The sequence below is a fragment of the Photobacterium frigidiphilum genome, from assembly GCF_003025615.1.
GTDB lineage: Bacteria > Pseudomonadota > Gammaproteobacteria > Enterobacterales > Vibrionaceae > Photobacterium > Photobacterium frigidiphilum.
The window spans coordinates 16,529-32,589 of sequence record NZ_PYMJ01000042.1; the positions used below are offsets into that span (position 1 = coordinate 16,529).

Annotated in this window: 20 protein-coding genes; all 20 read right to left on the reverse strand. The window is 48.3% G+C overall.

Annotated features, from left to right (window positions below):
- Window positions 1–10: 10 nt before the first annotated feature.
- The 20 genes from C9J12_RS30525 to C9J12_RS25765 all read right to left on the reverse strand — a co-directional run bounded on the left by C9J12_RS30525 (window position 11) and on the right by C9J12_RS25765 (window position 16,058).
- A complete protein-coding gene (locus C9J12_RS30525; protein ID WP_146150113.1) occupies window positions 11–226 on the reverse strand; it encodes a hypothetical protein in 216 nt (71 codons plus the stop codon).
- Window positions 227–266: 40 nt separating this feature from the next.
- Window positions 267–950 carry a hypothetical protein gene (locus tag C9J12_RS25675; RefSeq protein ID WP_146150114.1) on the reverse strand — a complete coding sequence of 228 codons (684 nt, stop codon included), beginning with the start codon at window positions 948–950 and terminating at the stop codon, window positions 267–269.
- A gap of 56 nt (window positions 951–1,006) precedes the next feature.
- Window positions 1,007–1,204, reverse strand: a complete 198-nt coding sequence (locus tag C9J12_RS25680; RefSeq protein WP_107245332.1) for a hypothetical protein — start codon at window positions 1,202–1,204, stop codon at window positions 1,007–1,009.
- A 12-nt stretch (window positions 1,205–1,216) separates the two neighbouring features.
- Entirely contained in the window at window positions 1,217–2,251 is a 1,035-nt protein-coding gene (locus tag C9J12_RS25685; RefSeq protein WP_107245415.1) for a trypsin-like serine protease, read from the reverse strand.
- A 70-nt stretch (window positions 2,252–2,321) separates the two neighbouring features.
- On the reverse strand, window positions 2,322–2,513 hold the full coding sequence (locus tag C9J12_RS25690) for a hypothetical protein (protein WP_107245334.1): 192 nt from the start codon (window positions 2,511–2,513) through the stop codon (window positions 2,322–2,324).
- 59 nt (window positions 2,514–2,572) lie between these two features.
- Complete coding sequence (locus tag C9J12_RS25695) at window positions 2,573–2,971, reverse strand: hypothetical protein (protein WP_107245337.1); 399 nt, start codon at window positions 2,969–2,971, stop codon at window positions 2,573–2,575.
- A 15-nt stretch (window positions 2,972–2,986) separates the two neighbouring features.
- A complete protein-coding gene (locus C9J12_RS25700; protein ID WP_107245339.1) occupies window positions 2,987–4,000 on the reverse strand; it encodes a hypothetical protein in 1,014 nt (337 codons plus the stop codon).
- A gap of 9 nt (window positions 4,001–4,009) precedes the next feature.
- On the reverse strand, window positions 4,010–4,501 hold the full coding sequence (locus C9J12_RS25705; protein WP_107245342.1) for a hypothetical protein: 492 nt from the start codon (window positions 4,499–4,501) through the stop codon (window positions 4,010–4,012).
- Window positions 4,501–5,040, reverse strand: coding sequence for a hypothetical protein (locus C9J12_RS25710; protein WP_107245345.1), 540 nt, complete (start codon window positions 5,038–5,040; stop codon window positions 4,501–4,503). The genes C9J12_RS25705 and C9J12_RS25710 overlap by 1 nt, the downstream gene beginning before the upstream one ends.
- A 42-nt stretch (window positions 5,041–5,082) precedes the next feature.
- Window positions 5,083–6,129 carry a type II secretion system F family protein gene (locus C9J12_RS25715; RefSeq protein ID WP_107245347.1) on the reverse strand — a complete coding sequence of 349 codons (1,047 nt, stop codon included), beginning with the start codon at window positions 6,127–6,129 and terminating at the stop codon, window positions 5,083–5,085.
- Window positions 6,050–7,711, reverse strand: coding sequence for a GspE/PulE family protein (locus C9J12_RS25720; protein ID WP_107245350.1), 1,662 nt, complete (start codon window positions 7,709–7,711; stop codon window positions 6,050–6,052). Before C9J12_RS25720 ends, C9J12_RS25715 begins: the two co-directional genes overlap by 80 nt.
- The gene (locus C9J12_RS25725; protein ID WP_107245353.1) at window positions 7,708–8,388 is read right to left on the reverse strand and encodes a hypothetical protein; all 681 of its coding nucleotides are present in this window, start codon (window positions 8,386–8,388) and stop codon (window positions 7,708–7,710) included. Before C9J12_RS25725 ends, C9J12_RS25720 begins: the two co-directional genes overlap by 4 nt.
- Window positions 8,378–9,520, reverse strand: coding sequence for a hypothetical protein (locus C9J12_RS25730; RefSeq protein WP_107245356.1), 1,143 nt, complete (start codon window positions 9,518–9,520; stop codon window positions 8,378–8,380). The genes C9J12_RS25725 and C9J12_RS25730 overlap by 11 nt, the downstream gene beginning before the upstream one ends.
- Window positions 9,520–10,980: a hypothetical protein gene (locus C9J12_RS25735; protein ID WP_107245359.1), complete on the reverse strand. Its 1,461-nt coding sequence runs from the start codon at window positions 10,978–10,980 to the stop codon at window positions 9,520–9,522. Before C9J12_RS25735 ends, C9J12_RS25730 begins: the two co-directional genes overlap by 1 nt.
- The gene (locus C9J12_RS25740; RefSeq protein WP_107245362.1) at window positions 10,980–11,867 is read right to left on the reverse strand and encodes a hypothetical protein; all 888 of its coding nucleotides are present in this window, start codon (window positions 11,865–11,867) and stop codon (window positions 10,980–10,982) included. The genes C9J12_RS25735 and C9J12_RS25740 overlap by 1 nt, the downstream gene beginning before the upstream one ends.
- On the reverse strand, window positions 11,864–12,223 hold the full coding sequence (locus C9J12_RS25745; RefSeq protein WP_107245364.1) for a hypothetical protein: 360 nt from the start codon (window positions 12,221–12,223) through the stop codon (window positions 11,864–11,866). The genes C9J12_RS25740 and C9J12_RS25745 overlap by 4 nt, the downstream gene beginning before the upstream one ends.
- Window positions 12,223–13,506: a TrbI/VirB10 family protein gene (locus tag C9J12_RS25750; protein WP_227876462.1), complete on the reverse strand. Its 1,284-nt coding sequence runs from the start codon at window positions 13,504–13,506 to the stop codon at window positions 12,223–12,225. Before C9J12_RS25750 ends, C9J12_RS25745 begins: the two co-directional genes overlap by 1 nt.
- Window positions 13,506–14,225 (reverse strand): hypothetical protein, encoded by a 720-nt coding sequence (locus C9J12_RS25755; protein ID WP_407675703.1) that lies wholly within the window; start codon window positions 14,223–14,225, stop codon window positions 13,506–13,508. The genes C9J12_RS25750 and C9J12_RS25755 overlap by 1 nt, the downstream gene beginning before the upstream one ends.
- A gap of 119 nt (window positions 14,226–14,344) precedes the next feature.
- Window positions 14,345–15,082, reverse strand: a complete 738-nt coding sequence (locus C9J12_RS25760) for a VirB8/TrbF family protein (protein WP_107245369.1) — start codon at window positions 15,080–15,082, stop codon at window positions 14,345–14,347.
- Between the two features lie 13 nt (window positions 15,083–15,095).
- Window positions 15,096–16,058: a type IV secretion system protein gene (locus tag C9J12_RS25765; protein ID WP_107245371.1), complete on the reverse strand. Its 963-nt coding sequence runs from the start codon at window positions 16,056–16,058 to the stop codon at window positions 15,096–15,098.
- Between the last annotated feature and the right edge of the window lie 3 nt (window positions 16,059–16,061).

Consider the following 16,061-nt stretch of genomic DNA (forward strand, 5'->3'; position numbering starts at 1 on the left):
GATATTGTCCTTAGTCTGTTTGCTGCGGGCTCGGTGTATTTAATGTATTCCCATCGGTAAATGTGATTTTGGTTATCCCATTTTTAATCATCATTCTTCGAATGAAACTTGGTGAAGTGATACGTGTAATAGAAAAAGTACAATGAATATTGCAGCCAGATAAGCAAGAGGAGTCTACGGCGTCATCGAGGCTGCTTGGTGTGCGAGAAATATAAATGTTGTTCATACCGTATCTCCAACACGTTAATGGATTGGGGAGTTGCATTCTAAAAATGAAATGTAATCGTGTGCCAGTATTTGCCAAGTTTGTGTAATGAGGCTGAATGTCGTTTAGTGGTATGTCGAGTCATCAATAAGCTGGCTTTATTTAAGATAGATTCGTACCAGGCTACCTTTCTGTGTGTCATCGTGATGCCTAAAGCGTTTGCTAGTGTGGTTAGTCGAGTTAATGAACGAAGTGCTCCTGATGGGTGGTAGAACAATGGACTTGTCATTGTAAGTGTTTCTGCTTCTTGCTGTTGTAACTCACGTAACAGAACGCTAAGTTGTTTATAGACATGACGAGTCAGTGGTGCATCGTGTTCTTTTAGGTGAACTTGGAAATGTTGACCTCGCAGGTGTTTGTTGAGAATTAAATCAGGTGCCTTGGGGGTTTGTCGATTGAGGGGTAAGAGGAGCCCAAAAATGAAAGCTCCACTCATAAAAAATACCTGGTAAGTCATAAATTCGGTGTTATTTAGACTCAGGTAGTAGTTCAATGGGGTCAGGATGGAAATCAAAAAAGCGGCTCGGCAGCCTTGATGCCAGCGTATTTTATTAGAGGTATTGAGTGGTTCAGGCGGTCTGTTTTTGATGGTTAACAGTGGATGTTTGTGTGCATAAAAAAGGGTAATCATCGATCCAAAGGCGATGATAATTACTTTTCCTAAGTAGAGATAAAAATCTATCATAAGTCGTCCAATAAAAAGACCGCATAAAAGCGGCCTTGGTGTTATTCAATCAATGATCAAGTCAGATGAGACCATTTGCCATTTTGTCGTTCCGCTAATGGTTTATGCGCTATATCACTGATACAGATACTCACACTTCGTTGTGGTGATTGTGCCGTTGCTGATTTTTTCGCTGCATTCAGCGTTCGCATAAAAACACATTCTTCGTGGAGTAATTCGTCATTGAGGTGGTAAGTGATATTAAATGCACTCATTACATCCATCCTTTATCGTGTGCGACGAACAAATCCTGCAAACAATAAACCAAAGAGCGCCGTCCAACCCAAAGAGCCACCACCGCCGCCACCACCATTATCTGGTTGAGGCTTAGGATCCGGTTTGACCTCGGCTTTCTTATTGACGGTAATCACGGCATCGTTACCTAAAACAATTCTCCCTTCATCACCATTACTGGTGAGAGGTAAGCTGCAAACATCATATGGGTTGACCGCTGATGGGCTAGACACCACCCCGCTAGGGGAGGCACACGTTATTCCCGCTGTATCAATAGACGCATCACCCGTTGTATTGATGGTGTTTAGAATGTCGGTAGGACTGGTGTGTAGCGATTGGATCTTAACAACCTGAGTGTTTCCGCTGGTTGTCTTTACGATCGTTGGATAATGCCAGCCGTTTACGGTGCTGGTAATGAAGTCTTTAGCAACCTTTAATACTGTTGCAATATTGATATTGCCGTTAACTCCATTGTTTAGCGTGATAACAAAACCATTGTTATCAAGTCCAGTCCCGCCAGAATCACCACCAATCAAGTAACCCAGACCAATGTTTCGCAATGTGACATTGGGATAAGGCGCGCCGTTATTGGCTGAATCTGTGGCACTATCAGCCCGTAAAGTGGCGTAATGTAAATCATTGCCCGTCCCCCCAAATCCATATGTTTTAACGTCTTCGTCAGTCACCAAATCACGGGGGTTTAAGAAATCGATATGCTCAACATTAGGGATATCTGTAAGGGTAAAAATAGCCACATCCGCTAACCCTAGCGCGGCGTAGTCCGGATGATTAACACGTTTTGTTATCTCAATTACCGAACCATCTGAAAAGTTAACAGGCTCCTGTATGTCGGTACAATGCGCAGCGGTTAATATGAAATCGCCGCCAATCACTAGACCCGTGCAACTGCTGTTCACAATATTGTCATGGTCTGCCCAATTGATGGATGTGCCGTCAACGATAGCGTAGCTTGCAGAAGAGAATGTTGAGAGGACAAGTGTTAGTGTGGCTAATTTCATATTTTTCATGATGTTACCTCCTTGATTGATAGTTCCATTATGATCTCATTATGCAACAAGTCAATGGGTTAAAGTGTATTTATTTATACTTTATTATTATATGCGGCAAGCCTCTTAGTGCATCAACATAATGTTCGGCTCGGTTTTCATCTCTGGCGATTTGATGAATGCGTGATGGGTTAGTAAATCCCCATCTTTCAGCAAGTAAGGCCGGAGTCCATCCCTTATCTTTATATATTTTTTTGAATTCTTCATTGGTGAGTTTTGTCAAAGTAAGCACCCTGTCAAAGTTATTATTCAGGGTACTATATTACACGTGGTGTTTACTTGCTATTTATTCCAACATGTTGCATTGCCGATATTATCGGAGTTGGGACTGGCTGCTTTCAAGTACCAATATCCCCCACTTTGATAAACACTTACGTCAATGCCTTTTAGCCCTCGATGATAATAGCCATATGCCCGGCTTGATGTGCAGATATGGCTACTTGTCGGTTTGAGCTTTTTCGTACCATTACGAACGCTATAAGTGGTAACAGTAGCGCTACCTGACACCGCTTCTCTGGGTAGGGTATTATTCCACGCTGTATTGTTGGCATCGTTATAATACGATGGGGGGCTAATAGAATCCCGTGACTCCTGCATTGCCTGTGCTGCTGTCATTTGTGCATGTGATGGCGTGAACGCCATCAACATGGCAAAATAAATGACATGTTTGACTTTTTTCATTGATTTCTCCTTGGGTTAAAGTTCGGGTACACATAAATAAATGATGTCTACATACCCGTCGTATTTGGTATACCACCTCCCCTTATCTGCTGAGTTACTGTGCAATTTTTGTTTTGCTTTATAGGTGAGTTTTGTGCGCCATCCTGCCCCCTCTCGTTTGGTGTCGGTTTTAATCTCCCCTGTTGCTAGGTAGTCATAACCACTAGGCGATTTAATGCCGTTGAAGCTGGCTTTAACGTCTTTATATAGCCCCGTGGCACATGTAAAACGGGTATCCTGTGTATAAATTCCACTGCCCCCGATTAATGTTGAGTAACGCTTAACGACACCACCATCAATACGGACTTGTTTTCCGTTCGCGCCTTTAGATGTCACCATTGATGTATTTAGAATCGCCTTATTACCGACATCCCAATCTGCGGTTAATTTGGTGGTGCCATCTTTATTGATGTAGTCCTTGAGCTTTTCCGCTATCACGGTCTCAAAATTGGGGATATCAACCAGGCGGGGGATTTTCCATATCAATGACTGCTCATCGGCGCTGAACCGAATGCCAGGCAATACACTCAATATCTCGGAGTACACGTTGTATTCCCTGATGGTGTTGTCATCCGTGCGAGAAGGCAGAGCCAGGGTTAATTCAGCAAAATAACGTATGGGTCTAAAAGTAATATCTCTGCCGACCCTGTAGGTCATGTTGGTTCCCCACGGGGTTTGCGCAGTCTTGGCGCACAGTCCGTTCTGGTTATCTGCAGTGCTGCAGGTGGGAATGTAATTGGGGGACAAATCATCCAGCGTGCGCGGGAACAGGGTTGAGCCATTGATATTGGTGGCGCTTTCTTGGTATTTCGTTAACTGGTAGCCATCAATTTGCTCTTTGATGTATATCATCCGTTCTTTGAACGGCTCTGCCTGTGCTCTGATTTGGCGCACAACGAGACCTTCTGCCATTAAGAGAAAAATCGCGCTGAGAACACCAAGGCTTATCAAGAGACCAAGCAACAAAAAGCCTTGTTGTCTTTTGTGCATGGGAGTTCCTTAGAAATAACACCCTGTTTGGGCGTTCAGATATTCAATGCCGATGCGTGATCGGTTTATTGGGGTGGTGAACGTCAGGCTGAGGTCGGTTTCCTTACTGGCATTGAGGTAACGGCTGACGGCGTTTTTATCGTTTTTACTCACAAACGTCACGGTAGTGACGACTTGATTTGGGTAGGTATACGGTTGATGGGTAAAACGGTAACTCACCTGATAGCGACTGTAATCGCCGGTACTGAGCAATTGCTGCGTGACCAAATCGGTGGTGGAGGTTTGGCGGTTTGAGGACAGACAGCGTCGTTTTAGGGTATCGAGTCGATAGGCAGTAGTGGCCGCCTGAGCCAGGGTCTTTACCTGTTGCGAAATCGCCACACTCTCTTGATAGCGCATCAATGTGGTGATGAGCGTCCCGAGAAAGAGCGTACCAAAAAGCAGGTACGCACCAAGAGTGAGAGCAGATTCCAGCGTGAGGAACCCACGCTGGCGTTGCATTAATGCACCATTGTGAGCGTTTTAGTCCCTGCTCCCCTGATTGAGCCACAACTGTCAGACGATGCGCACTGGAGGCGGGTTGACGGTGCTAGGCTGTCCGCAACATCAAACAGTCGTCCGGTTTCGCCGTCGAGATTACTGAGTGTTGCCGTGACTTCATAATGTCCCGCAATACCGGTGACCGTCCAGTCACCGCCAAACGGATTGGCTGCCTTACCGTCACCTGCCGCCCCACAAATGGATTCGTCCAGCAATTGTCGGTCACACAGTTTTGTCATGCTGACGCCCTGATAGTTGGAGCGGCGTTTCTTCCAGTTGAACGTTTCACTGGCAATACGGGCTTCCTGTTTTTGAAATTCCACTAGGTTCATCTTATAGCTAATCGTTGGGATGGCCGCGACAATACCGATGAGCACCACGGCCACAAACCCAATGGCGATCATATTGTCGAGCAACATAGCCCCGCGTTGTTTGTTTTTCATTGATGGTGAGGTAGACGGTGTGATGTGTACAGGTGAAGTCATACGATTCTTTTTCATGAAAGGATTGTCCTTGAATTAATAAAAATGATTTTTTGCGTGTTAACGAATATTGGTGGCCAAATCGAACATCAGCATGACGATGCCGCCGATGAGACCAAATGAAAGTAAACCGCCGATGAGCATCAGTGTGTTTGTGCCCCAGTTGCGGACGATGTCGATTTCAAACAACAAGCGTTCTTGGATAATATCGGCACTGCTGAGCAGAGTTTCCCCATAGTCGCCTTTTTCACCCAGTACCTTGATGGCACTTTGTTCGGCGGGGTCAAAGAGTCCCGTATCAAGTAAGTCCCCGATGTTGCGCTTTCCTTGCCCTAAATGATGACGAACTTGGTCTAAATGAAAGCCGAGATAGCGATTCGCGTTTTTTTTGCTACTCAGTATCGCGCTTTTCAGGTTGAACCCTGCCAGTGACAGATTTCCCATTGAACGCAGTAGGGTACTGCCTTGGAGTAAACGGTATTGGCGATAGATAGGCCATGTATCGAGTCTCTGGCGGTAGGGACCAGTCAGTCGCGAGAGCGACAGCAAGACGAGGGTAAAAATAGGGAAGGTAAGCGTTAACAGTCCAACCCCCCAAGTCAGGAGCCAGCCACCAAATTGATCGACATTCACGGCCAATACTGGCCATTTGTCTATCGGGTACAAGGCGGCAATCTTGGGGAAGAACAATTGGTGAGCACCCATGTAACCGGCTAACATGGCGGCGATAATGCCGATGGGTTTGAGCATCACGAGGATCAATTGCGATCCCATGCTGTCACTCATTCTTAACGTGATGAGGGCATCGTTGATCCCTTTGTGCCAGTTGCCTATTTTTTCACCTGCCAGCAAGGCTTCCCAGGCAAGGGGATCAAGCCAAGGTTTGATCCCGTTAGTAAACCCTTTCCCGACCCCAATACTTTTTAAGGCAGCTTGACCTATCACGATATCGGTTTTGATCCCATAATCCCGTAGGCGTAAGGCAATGTCTTTCTGTGTCATGTTGGCTTTGGCCAGCGGTAAAATGTTACGCAGTAACCGGATCTGCTTTTTGGGTCGAAGCCGACGTATTTTTTTCGGTTTCGGGGGCGTGTTGGTGCGCATCATGATGCTCCAGTAAAGAGTGGTATACGGTGTGCGTATCGGTGGTTTTGAGGGTGGGAATACGGTCAGTGGCCGTGTTGATGTCAATCATGCCCTGTTGGATTTTGGTTAAAGCATGGTCCTTGAGCTCCTGATAGCCTTTGCGTTTCAATGCATCTTCCCACCCGAGGTAATCGTTATTGACAATGAACCGGCGATCTTCATCATCGAAAACAATCATTTCCAAAATGGCCGTTAGCCCTTTTTCACCTTTCTTGCAATGTTCACACCCGCTGTGATTACGCCAATAAACGGGAGCGAGGAACGTGTCATCCTCGATATGTTCTTTGAGCGTGGAGAGACCGCGTAGATATTCTTCATCGTCGCTGATGCTGTGATAATACTCGGCCGCGTTTTCGTGCGATATTTTGCAGTGTGGGCATAAGGTTCTGACCAGCGTTTGTGTCACCCATAAACACATCAAGTCAGGGGCTGCGACAACGGCTGCATCGACCTTGAATTGTTTAATCATGGTGCCCGCAATGCCCACGGCATTAGAGGTGTGCAGCGTCCCTAATACCAATTGACCGGTGTCCCCCATTCGGCACGCCTGCATGGCCACATCATGCCCCCGCAGTTCACCATATGAGACGACATCAGGGTCTTGACGCAGCATGACCTTGCCAAAGAAGCGGAAATCCAGGTATTCGTCACTTTTATCTGACACTTTTTGATTGGGGCGGACGTGGGTTTGTATCACCCCCAAATCAAATTCCGGTGGATCTTCCAAGGTGTGATGAGAGCGACCGGGGTACAGGGTTTTACTGAGTTTTATCAGCGAGGCAATCAGGGTGGTTTTACCGCTGTTGACGACCCCTGAGACCAATAACAGCCCCTTGCTGCGACGGATGAAATTGGTGAATTGATCAACGTGCCCTTGGGTATAACCAAGTTGATTGATATCCGGTATTTCTTCATCTTTGTTTATCCAGCGCAGAGATAATTTCCCCCCCCTGTCCTTCGCTGGCATAGAGCTGGCCCGCCAAATGGTGTTACGCATGATCCCTTTTACTTTTAGCGAGTGTTCGATACGCCCTGCATTGGGGATCCCCTCGACATAGTCGTCGTCTTTATCAATGGCGACATCCATGAAAACAACGGAAAGCAAGGTGCGGCCATAATTGGGATCGGGGATGGGCTCACCAATCGGAATACGGTTGCCGTCTACACGGCAATAGAGTTCGGTTTGATGGCGGTAGATTTCAATATGAATATCGGAACTGCCGTGATTGACCGCTTCTTGCATAATGAACCACAGTCGGTCTTTAACATCGGAGTTATCTTCTTCCACGATATTGTCTTTGTTGATTGAGTGTAAATCGCTGCGGTAAGCATCCAAGACCGAGGTTTCGACTTTTTTGACAAAAGGTGTTTTGCCAAAGAACTGTCCCTCTTCGAGGTCGGCGGTGGTGCGAATATAGTCAATCAGTGGTTTGAGGCGGGGAGCGTTAAAATTTGTCGTCCATATTTCGCCATTATCAAAAAAGAGACTGGCGGCATCTTCGTGGTAGAAGGTGCGCAGTGTCTCATCAATCACCAGTTTCATTCTGCCTCCTTCACGGCGGTTTGTTGTGGGTGTGACTGTGTCAGGTAGCGTTTAATGGGTGTTTTGTTTTCCACAAACGTGATGCTGTTCTCTGTGATGGTTCGCACCGTCACGCCATTGAAATGTGAGCCCACGTTGACGGGAATGGACTCATTCCCCAAACGCACTATCGCTTCACGTCGCTTGCCGACAATAAAAATACTGTTGATGGCGAGTTGATCGGTGATCGTCATCGCGATGGATTGTTCAGGGGCAGATTGTGGCGAGGTGACCTGTATCGTTGGATGCAGGGGCGTTACGTCATTGTCTGCGGTGTCGTTGACACTGTCAGCCTGTTGTTGGGCGGTGAGGGCCAGTTTCCTAACCTCTTGCACGTACAATTGATTGGAGTAACGCAGAATACTCGCCGCCTCTTCATCCATCGCTTGTGGGGTAATGTCCACAATCGGGGGCTCGTCGTTGAATACGGGGGGTGGGAGTGTTTCCTCAACCCATGACGTGGGCTCACTGGCGGTATAGGACGGTGTTTGCTGTGGTATTCGGGTGGGGGCGGTCATCAAGGAATATAGCCATATCCCACCAGTGACAAGGATGACGGTGATACCGCCTATTAGTGCTGCGTTGCGTTTTCTGTTTGTCGGCGGGGTGTGCTTGGTGGCGTCATGTTCATTGTTCATCGGTAATACCTTCTAGCGTCAAGGTCAGATCAAAAGAGATGTAGGTATAAAAACTGCCCTGAGAAACCGTGAGGCCATCAATAAAGACGGGTTTGTTTTTCAGTACGTTGGCCAGTGTGGTCATAAAGGCAAAGGGCACCTCATCGAAATGCGCCGTGTATTGCCATTGCTTTACTTTGCCGATATTCGGTTGCTGGTTTTGGGTGAGGCTGGTTGCCCCAATCATGAGCAAGAGATCGTGCAATTGTGTGGGATAATTCCCCAGCCGCGCCCAGGTCGGTACGTTCTGTGCCTTGACGGGCATCGAAAAGGTGCGCGTGTCTTTGTCAAAGAACAGCGCAATTTCAGGATAACGACCTAACCAGGTATCCAGTGTGGCAAACAAGCCTTGTTTGTCTTTGGGTTTGACGGTGATGGTCACTGTGCTGTTTTCTAGTGACACATCCCCAATCATCCAATCGGTTGGCAGCAGATAAAAATAACTGAGGGCATAACTGAGGTCGGTTAAACCCGCCGTTGCCGGTGTCTTGGTGATAAAGGCGTTGTGCCACACCTCGACGGGGCTGATGGGTTGGACGTTAGCCTGTCGTGCTGGCGGCTCCAGATATTTATAGGTGAGGACGCCGCCTGCGAGTAAGAGCAAAGAAAGCGATAAGGAAGAAGCCAGTTGGGGTAAACGGTTTTTCTTGTGCTTGTCGCTTGTGGCAACCAGGTGGTAACTGTCTGGTACCGTGTTGACACCGACAGGGTTAATCGGCATACCGTGGCCAAACCGCACATAATCATCGTTATGGGTGACAAAAAGCGGGTGTCCCAGGCTGATAAAGTAATCAAACAGGGTATAAACGGTATCAATAGAGCCGCAATGCTCCCGACAAACGTGTTGTTCGTCAACAAAGACGGCATAAGCCGTCTTGTTGTCTAGCCGCTCGATATACACAAAGCTTCGTAGCGTGATTACAGAGAGCACATAGTCGCCAGCACAAACGGCGGGCTCTTGAGCGTAATAACGGGTGAGGCGTTGAGGTGTTGTCACGATACGCTCATAAGACGCGTTATCATGGCGTTGGTGTGTCACGAGGGCTTTTTTGTCAGTGAAGTGAGCGCATTGCGGTAGGATGAGCCCTACCATTATTCTGATCTCCTTGGGGTCAGTAGTACCAGTGTTTCAACCGTGGTATGGCTGGTTCCTTGACCGCCTAACCAATCCATCCAAAAGTTTTGGGTTTTTTCTGCCAGGGTGCGTTTTTGTTTAACCGACGCAATGACATAGGTTTGGCCATACCGTAATTTGTTGAGGAAATTAATGTTACTGCCTTGCGTGGTGAGCATGCGTACTGTGTTGTCATTGTGCTCTTCGGTACGATCATCGGAGATTTTTGATAATCTCCCCGAGATACGAAGCCAGACAAAATCATCCTGCACGTTCGGTGTGACCATGATGTCTACACCTGTTGACACGGATGTGCGTTTTAAATCACTGGTGATCACATTGTCATTGGCGGTTGTTTTCACATCAAGCAGAGGGGTGGTGGTGATTTGATTGATGGTGCCTGGCTGGTTATTTAAGAACATGCCGGTGATGGGGGTTTCTTCTGCCACCGACCCTTGTTTGCGCAGTGCTCGAATAAAAGCGGTTGTACCGTCCCACTTCCCCGTGCCCTGAAATGCCAGACCATAGCCAGCGCCTTGCGACACCGTGGTGGTGCCAGGTACAAAAAATTGCAGGCTACCTTGGCCAACGTCTTTGATGATATTCCAGTCTATACTGCGCTCTTCGCCCAAATTCGAGCTGAATTCCAGTATCTGAATGTCCAGCACGGTTTGTTTGGCGAGCTCTTTCTGATAGCTGGCCACAAAGCGTCGCACTTGTTTCATGCGAGAAGGGGACGTGCGCACATTGACAATCGACAGTGACGGCAAGACCTGTACTCGGCCAATGAGTTCCTTGTCTTGGCCTTCTTTGCCTAAAATGGCTTCAATACCGTCCCCAACATCGTTAAAGACATCCACATTGTCATAGGTGACATTGAGGTATTGCCCTTCTATGCGGGGTGTTCCGCCTTCTTCACCGGATGTTTCGGCCTGTGTGCCTTGAGAGCCGAGTTGACCCGTGTAATTCCCCGGTGGCAGGGTGATGGCGAAGGTATCTGATTCAAAGGCTTTAACTTCCAGTTTGTCGAGAGTCGTCTTGATACCGTAATCAATTTGTTGTGCCAGGGCATCCAGTGCACCGCCGCGTGATCCTTTGAAAACCAAGGTCACGCGCTTGTTCGGGTCAACGTCGCCATCAAAGGCAATGTTAACCGTTGTATCGGCCATGATGCGTGAAACCACGTTGGAAAGGGGTTCGTTATCAACCCCAATTGATGTTGGGGTTTGTAACCATGGAATGGTCGGTTGGGTGTCGAGCGGCACAATGGAAATGGGCGGTGCGGTGATGTGCGTGACCTTGTGGTTGAGGGGAGCAGCGGTTGCCTGTGTAATTTGTTGATGGATAGCCGTGTTTTTTTCCGTGGTATCGAGATAGCTTTGCGATACACAACCACTCAGGGCAATGGCAACCAGCGCCAGGGTATACAAATTTTTCATTATTTTTCATCCATAATGAGTACGGTGCGGGTGTTGTCCAGCAAGTTGGCAATGACAGGGTAAGGCGCCAGTATTTTCCCCAGAGCCTGACTAATATCACCCTTGGGGGTCGCGATAGGATAAGGCGCAGGGAACGGGTAGTTATTTTTTGCCCGATAGCTTTGTCCCTGCTGGTTGCGTGCAATCCATTTCCAGTTGTAGTTCGTGGAAAGTGTTTTGAGTGCCATTTCAAGGTTCTCGCCCCGCGCCATCATGAGGGTGGAATCGCCTTCCCAAGGAACGAACGCCGCCAGCTTTTCGGGGTAGTAGCGAACGTGAAGGTACATTTTTACGTTGAGCGTTTTAGTCAGTTTGCTGACCGCCTGGCGATATTGGCCAGGCAAGGTGATCAATTGTTCAGGCTTCTGATTGAGTTGGGTCATCACTGCAGCAGGTAATTCCCAGGCAATATTGTTGAAGCCATCATCGTGTAGCCAGCGGCTCATGGCATCGATATAGCGTTCACGTGGCCATACTTTTAGTGGGGTGATGGACCGTGCTTGTTTTTTGGCGGGTTTTATCGTTTTAGACGTTGCTTTCTTGATTGATGCCGTCTTGACCTCGGGGGCTACCTTCGTTTGTGCTGCGATAGCGGATTCGACCAAAGACAGTGGCTTGTTATTGGACGGTGTCTGGACATTGGCGATGATTGTTTTGTTTACCGTCGGTTTTTTTACTGCAGGGTTCACAACCGATTGTTGGCGTGGCACAGAGAGGTCACGCTCGACGATATTGCGGTTTGCCAGTTCAAAATATTCACCATGACCACGGTAGGTCGTCTGGCTGCATCCTGCTAATAACAGGCCCCCTATCAGCAGCGTTAGAGGGCGGTAAGTCGTCCTGTTCATTGGCGTTGTTGTCCTTTCTCAAATGCTATCAGTTGGTTTGCTCTGTCCACTATCACGGTGTTGTCTGTCCCAATCAGCAGTTGCAGTACGTCCATGACGGGCATGGTGCGGTGCAGTTTGAGAGAGGGAGGGATAGATTTGGCCAGAAGGGTGCGGGTGGCCGTTGGTGCGGGGAAATCGCTTTGGATGTGATAACCAATCGGTTCAAGTAGCCAGCGGGTCGCATCTTCAACCGTGCGAACATCGGGCTCCCAGACGGTTCTAACAGCAACCAGTAACGGGTCTACGGGGGGGATGGGTGCTGCTATGGTGGGTAAACTCATACACAGTAAGCACCCGATGAAAAGTCGTTTCATTATAAATAATCCTTATAAATATCAAGCCACGGCTCGATGAACAGCTCATCTTCTAAAATGATGTTCATGCTTTGGCCTGCTCGAATAGTTTTTGTTGGCGTCAGCGACAGATACTTTTGTGCGAGTGGGGAGGCTTGTTGTCGGACGTTCTCGCCGACATTGCCGAGATAGCTTTGGTCATTGTTAGAGCCAGAGCCGGCATAACTGCTTTCGCTGGCGACCAGGGCATAAGCGGCGACCCCGAGGAATTGGGCCATAAAGTGGTGATCGACTTTATCCTTGATAGCCGCGACCCCTTCGCGATCCAGTCCGGTTGATTTGGACAAATCAATGCGTTTGCCGTCAGGACGGATAATCCATTGCACCGTCAGTCCTACGCGGGCCTGAATAGGTTCATTGATGTTGCTGGCATTGACTGACTTGATCATGACCTCTGAGCCTTTGGGAACCAGTACATATTCATAGTTCAGGTCGTACACATCTTGGCTAACAATGGCTTTGAGTGTGCCCGCGTAGTCACTGATGGTTTTCATTGATGTAATCGCAGGTATCAGTGTGCCGACGGGTAATTTCAACTTACCGTCCACATTGGCGTTGTACTGGTTGCTGTCGGTGTACCCAACAATGTTTGTGGGTGGTGGTGTGAATTGCCGGTTGAGGTTTTGCAGCACAGGCGATTCGGTTTGTGGAATATCGACGCTTGACGTATCTCCCCGTTGCAGTTTGGCTTGCAGGCGTTGTATTTCCTGTATGCGCCGTGCGACATTCAGACGCTTTTCTTCCATTGTCGGAAGAGGTTGCGCCTTAGCCTGTGTGGTACGCGCCGTTGGCATTGATGATGGCTCTGAGCGTCGCCATTGACTGCGTGTGGCCGTTAAGCTGCGCCTCAGTTCAGCTACCTTCCAGTCATTCTCTGCATCTTCAATCGGATTGGCCACACTGGCCAGTGCCGAAACCAAGTGTTGAGGCAAGTATGGATTGTCGTCTGGTGAGTTTGAGGCGGGGGTGGTTGCTTTTGTTTGTTTGTCAGCAATGCGGTTATTCACCAAATCGGTGACGTTACTTGGTGTCGCCTCTACGACGGGGGCCTTTTGTGATTTTTTTTCTTGTGATGGTGTAACGGTGTTACTGCGCGTGGCAATGTCATAGACCGTCATGAGCCCTAGAACAATAAAAACTAAGCCGCCAGTTGCCAATCCCCATCCTTTGAGTTTTTGTTTAAATTGCACCGGTTTTTCAACGGGCTTATCAGGTTTAGGATCGTCAGGTAATCCCGTTTCCATTAGGATGCTCCTTGTGTGGCGTTGTCACGACGCGATATTGTGACTTCGACATCATCGACCCGCAGGGTAAAGGCGGGGTAAATTCCCGTAATGCGGTACATGCCATACGCATCATCGTACTTTGACGGGGCAATCGCATTCTTACCGCCTATTTGTGTTTCGACACTCAAGACGCCACGGTTTGGATTGGCTAGCCGAATATAGGTAAAACGACCATCATCATAGACATCGGCCACGGTGTTGTTTCCGACAAAGGCTTTACCGTCGTTCCAGTCATAACGGGTGTAAATGTGATATCGATATTTACGCAGTGCATCACGTACTGCCCGTTGTTTGGCAACATCGTTGTTGCGGTTCGCGGTAACCAGTTGTTTGCGTAGCGTGGCGACCTGTGCATCCAGTCCACCTGCTTGTTGATACGAACGTGCAACAAATCCTGCTAATTGCGCGCTGGCTTCGGGGGTGAACATTTGTCCTCCTGCATTGACCACCACACACGGTTGGTTATTTTTCGGGGTGGTGCGTATGGCGGTAATGTCATACGCGATACCATCATCGGTGTAAGCAAAAATCATGGTTTGCTTTCCGTTGTCGTTATCTGAGTTTGGCTTGATGACAATTTGATTCGTCCCGATAGCGCCTTCTACATCCCATAATTGGTTGTTTGACGTAAAGGGTTTGGATATCAAATTGGCGGGGAGCTGTAATCGAGTCCCCATCGTCAGGGCCGACTGTATTTCGATGATTTTGTTGGGCTTGTATTGAACACGCTCACAAATGGCGGCCTGTGTTGAGGCCGTCATGGCAAGCAGCAAAACAGGGAGTACGGTTTTCATGGTTATTTCTCCAGTACGGGCTCTTTGGTCAGGGATTGGCTGATGATTTTCAAACCAAGGGGGTTAAGTGTAATGAACTCAATATCTTGTGCTTCCAGCCATGTTTTGCTGTTTAGCCGCCATTGAATACTGAGCATGAGATTTTCAGCAGGGCGTTTTTTACCGTCTTTGGTGACAGTGCGAGTAAAATAGATATTTGTCCGTATCACCGGTGATGATTGGCCATTGAGTATGCCTTCGACCGAATCATAGTGATCATTGAACCGCCATTTTACCGTGGTGAAGTTTCGGGGCAGCTGACTGATTTTTGCGGCCTTCTCGATGGCATTGAAACCATCGGGGGATAAGAAGTCTTTAGAGAGCTTTTCATCTAAAAAGACATTGGCTTCGCCCCAGTCACTGGCAATGGTGGACGGCGTGACCGCGTAACGCCTGTTGATGTATTTTGCCAGTAACGAATCAATCGTTGTTTTAAAATACAGTTGACTGTCTTGGGCGGTGTAGTTAATCACATCCCACTGGCCATTGGGTTGCAGCTTGACGTAGAGAATTTCCTTATTATTGTTGGCTTTGCCGAAGGCATACCAGGCAAAGGCAATGGCGAGCAGCACAGCCCCCCCTAATACCAGACTCATGATGAACCAGCGGTTACGCTCGGCTTTCAGGAGTCCTTCAACGGGTTTTAACGGCGCAGGGAGTTGTTCGGGCAGCGTATCTGCTGACCGTAAGGGCATTGTCATGGGTTTTTCCTATCTAGAGAAGGAGCGTAGCGGCTTTTTTAGCGAGGGCTGCAACTGAACGGGTAATGCCGTTACTGCCGCCGCCGACACCGCTAGAGAGGGCGGCGGCAAACCCAAAGCTGCTAAAGACAAACAGGACCGCGAGTAGGCCAGTGACAATAAAGTCTGATCTATCGAAATCATTACCACTGCCCGTGAGCACGGACGTACCAATACACAATTGAGCACGGTTGTTACAGGCTAGCCCGATGGATTCAAACTGGGCTTGCATGGTAAGCGCGGCAAGTACACCGGTAATGCGTAAAATGATCAGCAGTACCAGGAACCCCACCAGAAAGCGTAACCAGCCATCAAAGAGTGATCGGGTTTGCGGCAAGATAAGAAACGGAACAAAGATAACCCCGATGACTTTTGCCAGCGTCAGTCCCCAAACCGCCCACATCCCCACCATGTACATCACAAATTGCAGAAGTAGAGAGGTGATGGACCAGCCGACTGTTAGCAAAATGGTATCGATAGCGGCTGTCCACAGACTGATATCCTCGGTGAGTAACCTCGATAACGTATGTGTCATCCATTTAGACAGGAACATGGGATCACGGTTGCCTGTGGCAATCTCTTGGAATGAGAGGCTTAATCCTTCCCCCGCTTCCCACAAGACATCAACGAACGTGGGGTAGACTATCCATATGCCGAGGGTCGCAAAGACCATGATCACCGCTGAGGCTATTCTTTCCATATCGAGACCGTCCATCATGAAGATGGCAATTTCTTGAAAGGCCAATATCATGACTAACGTCATGATCAGTAACATGGAAAAATCGAAGACATCATTATTACCGGCTAAAATCGTCTGGACATAATCGGTAACGGTGTTTTCAAAGACGTTACGTAAAGCCTCGGGAGAGCCAGTTGCCGTCAGGCTGACGGTAAGGGCGAGCAGTGCAATGGCCATCGGCCATTTTTTATGAAGCATTTG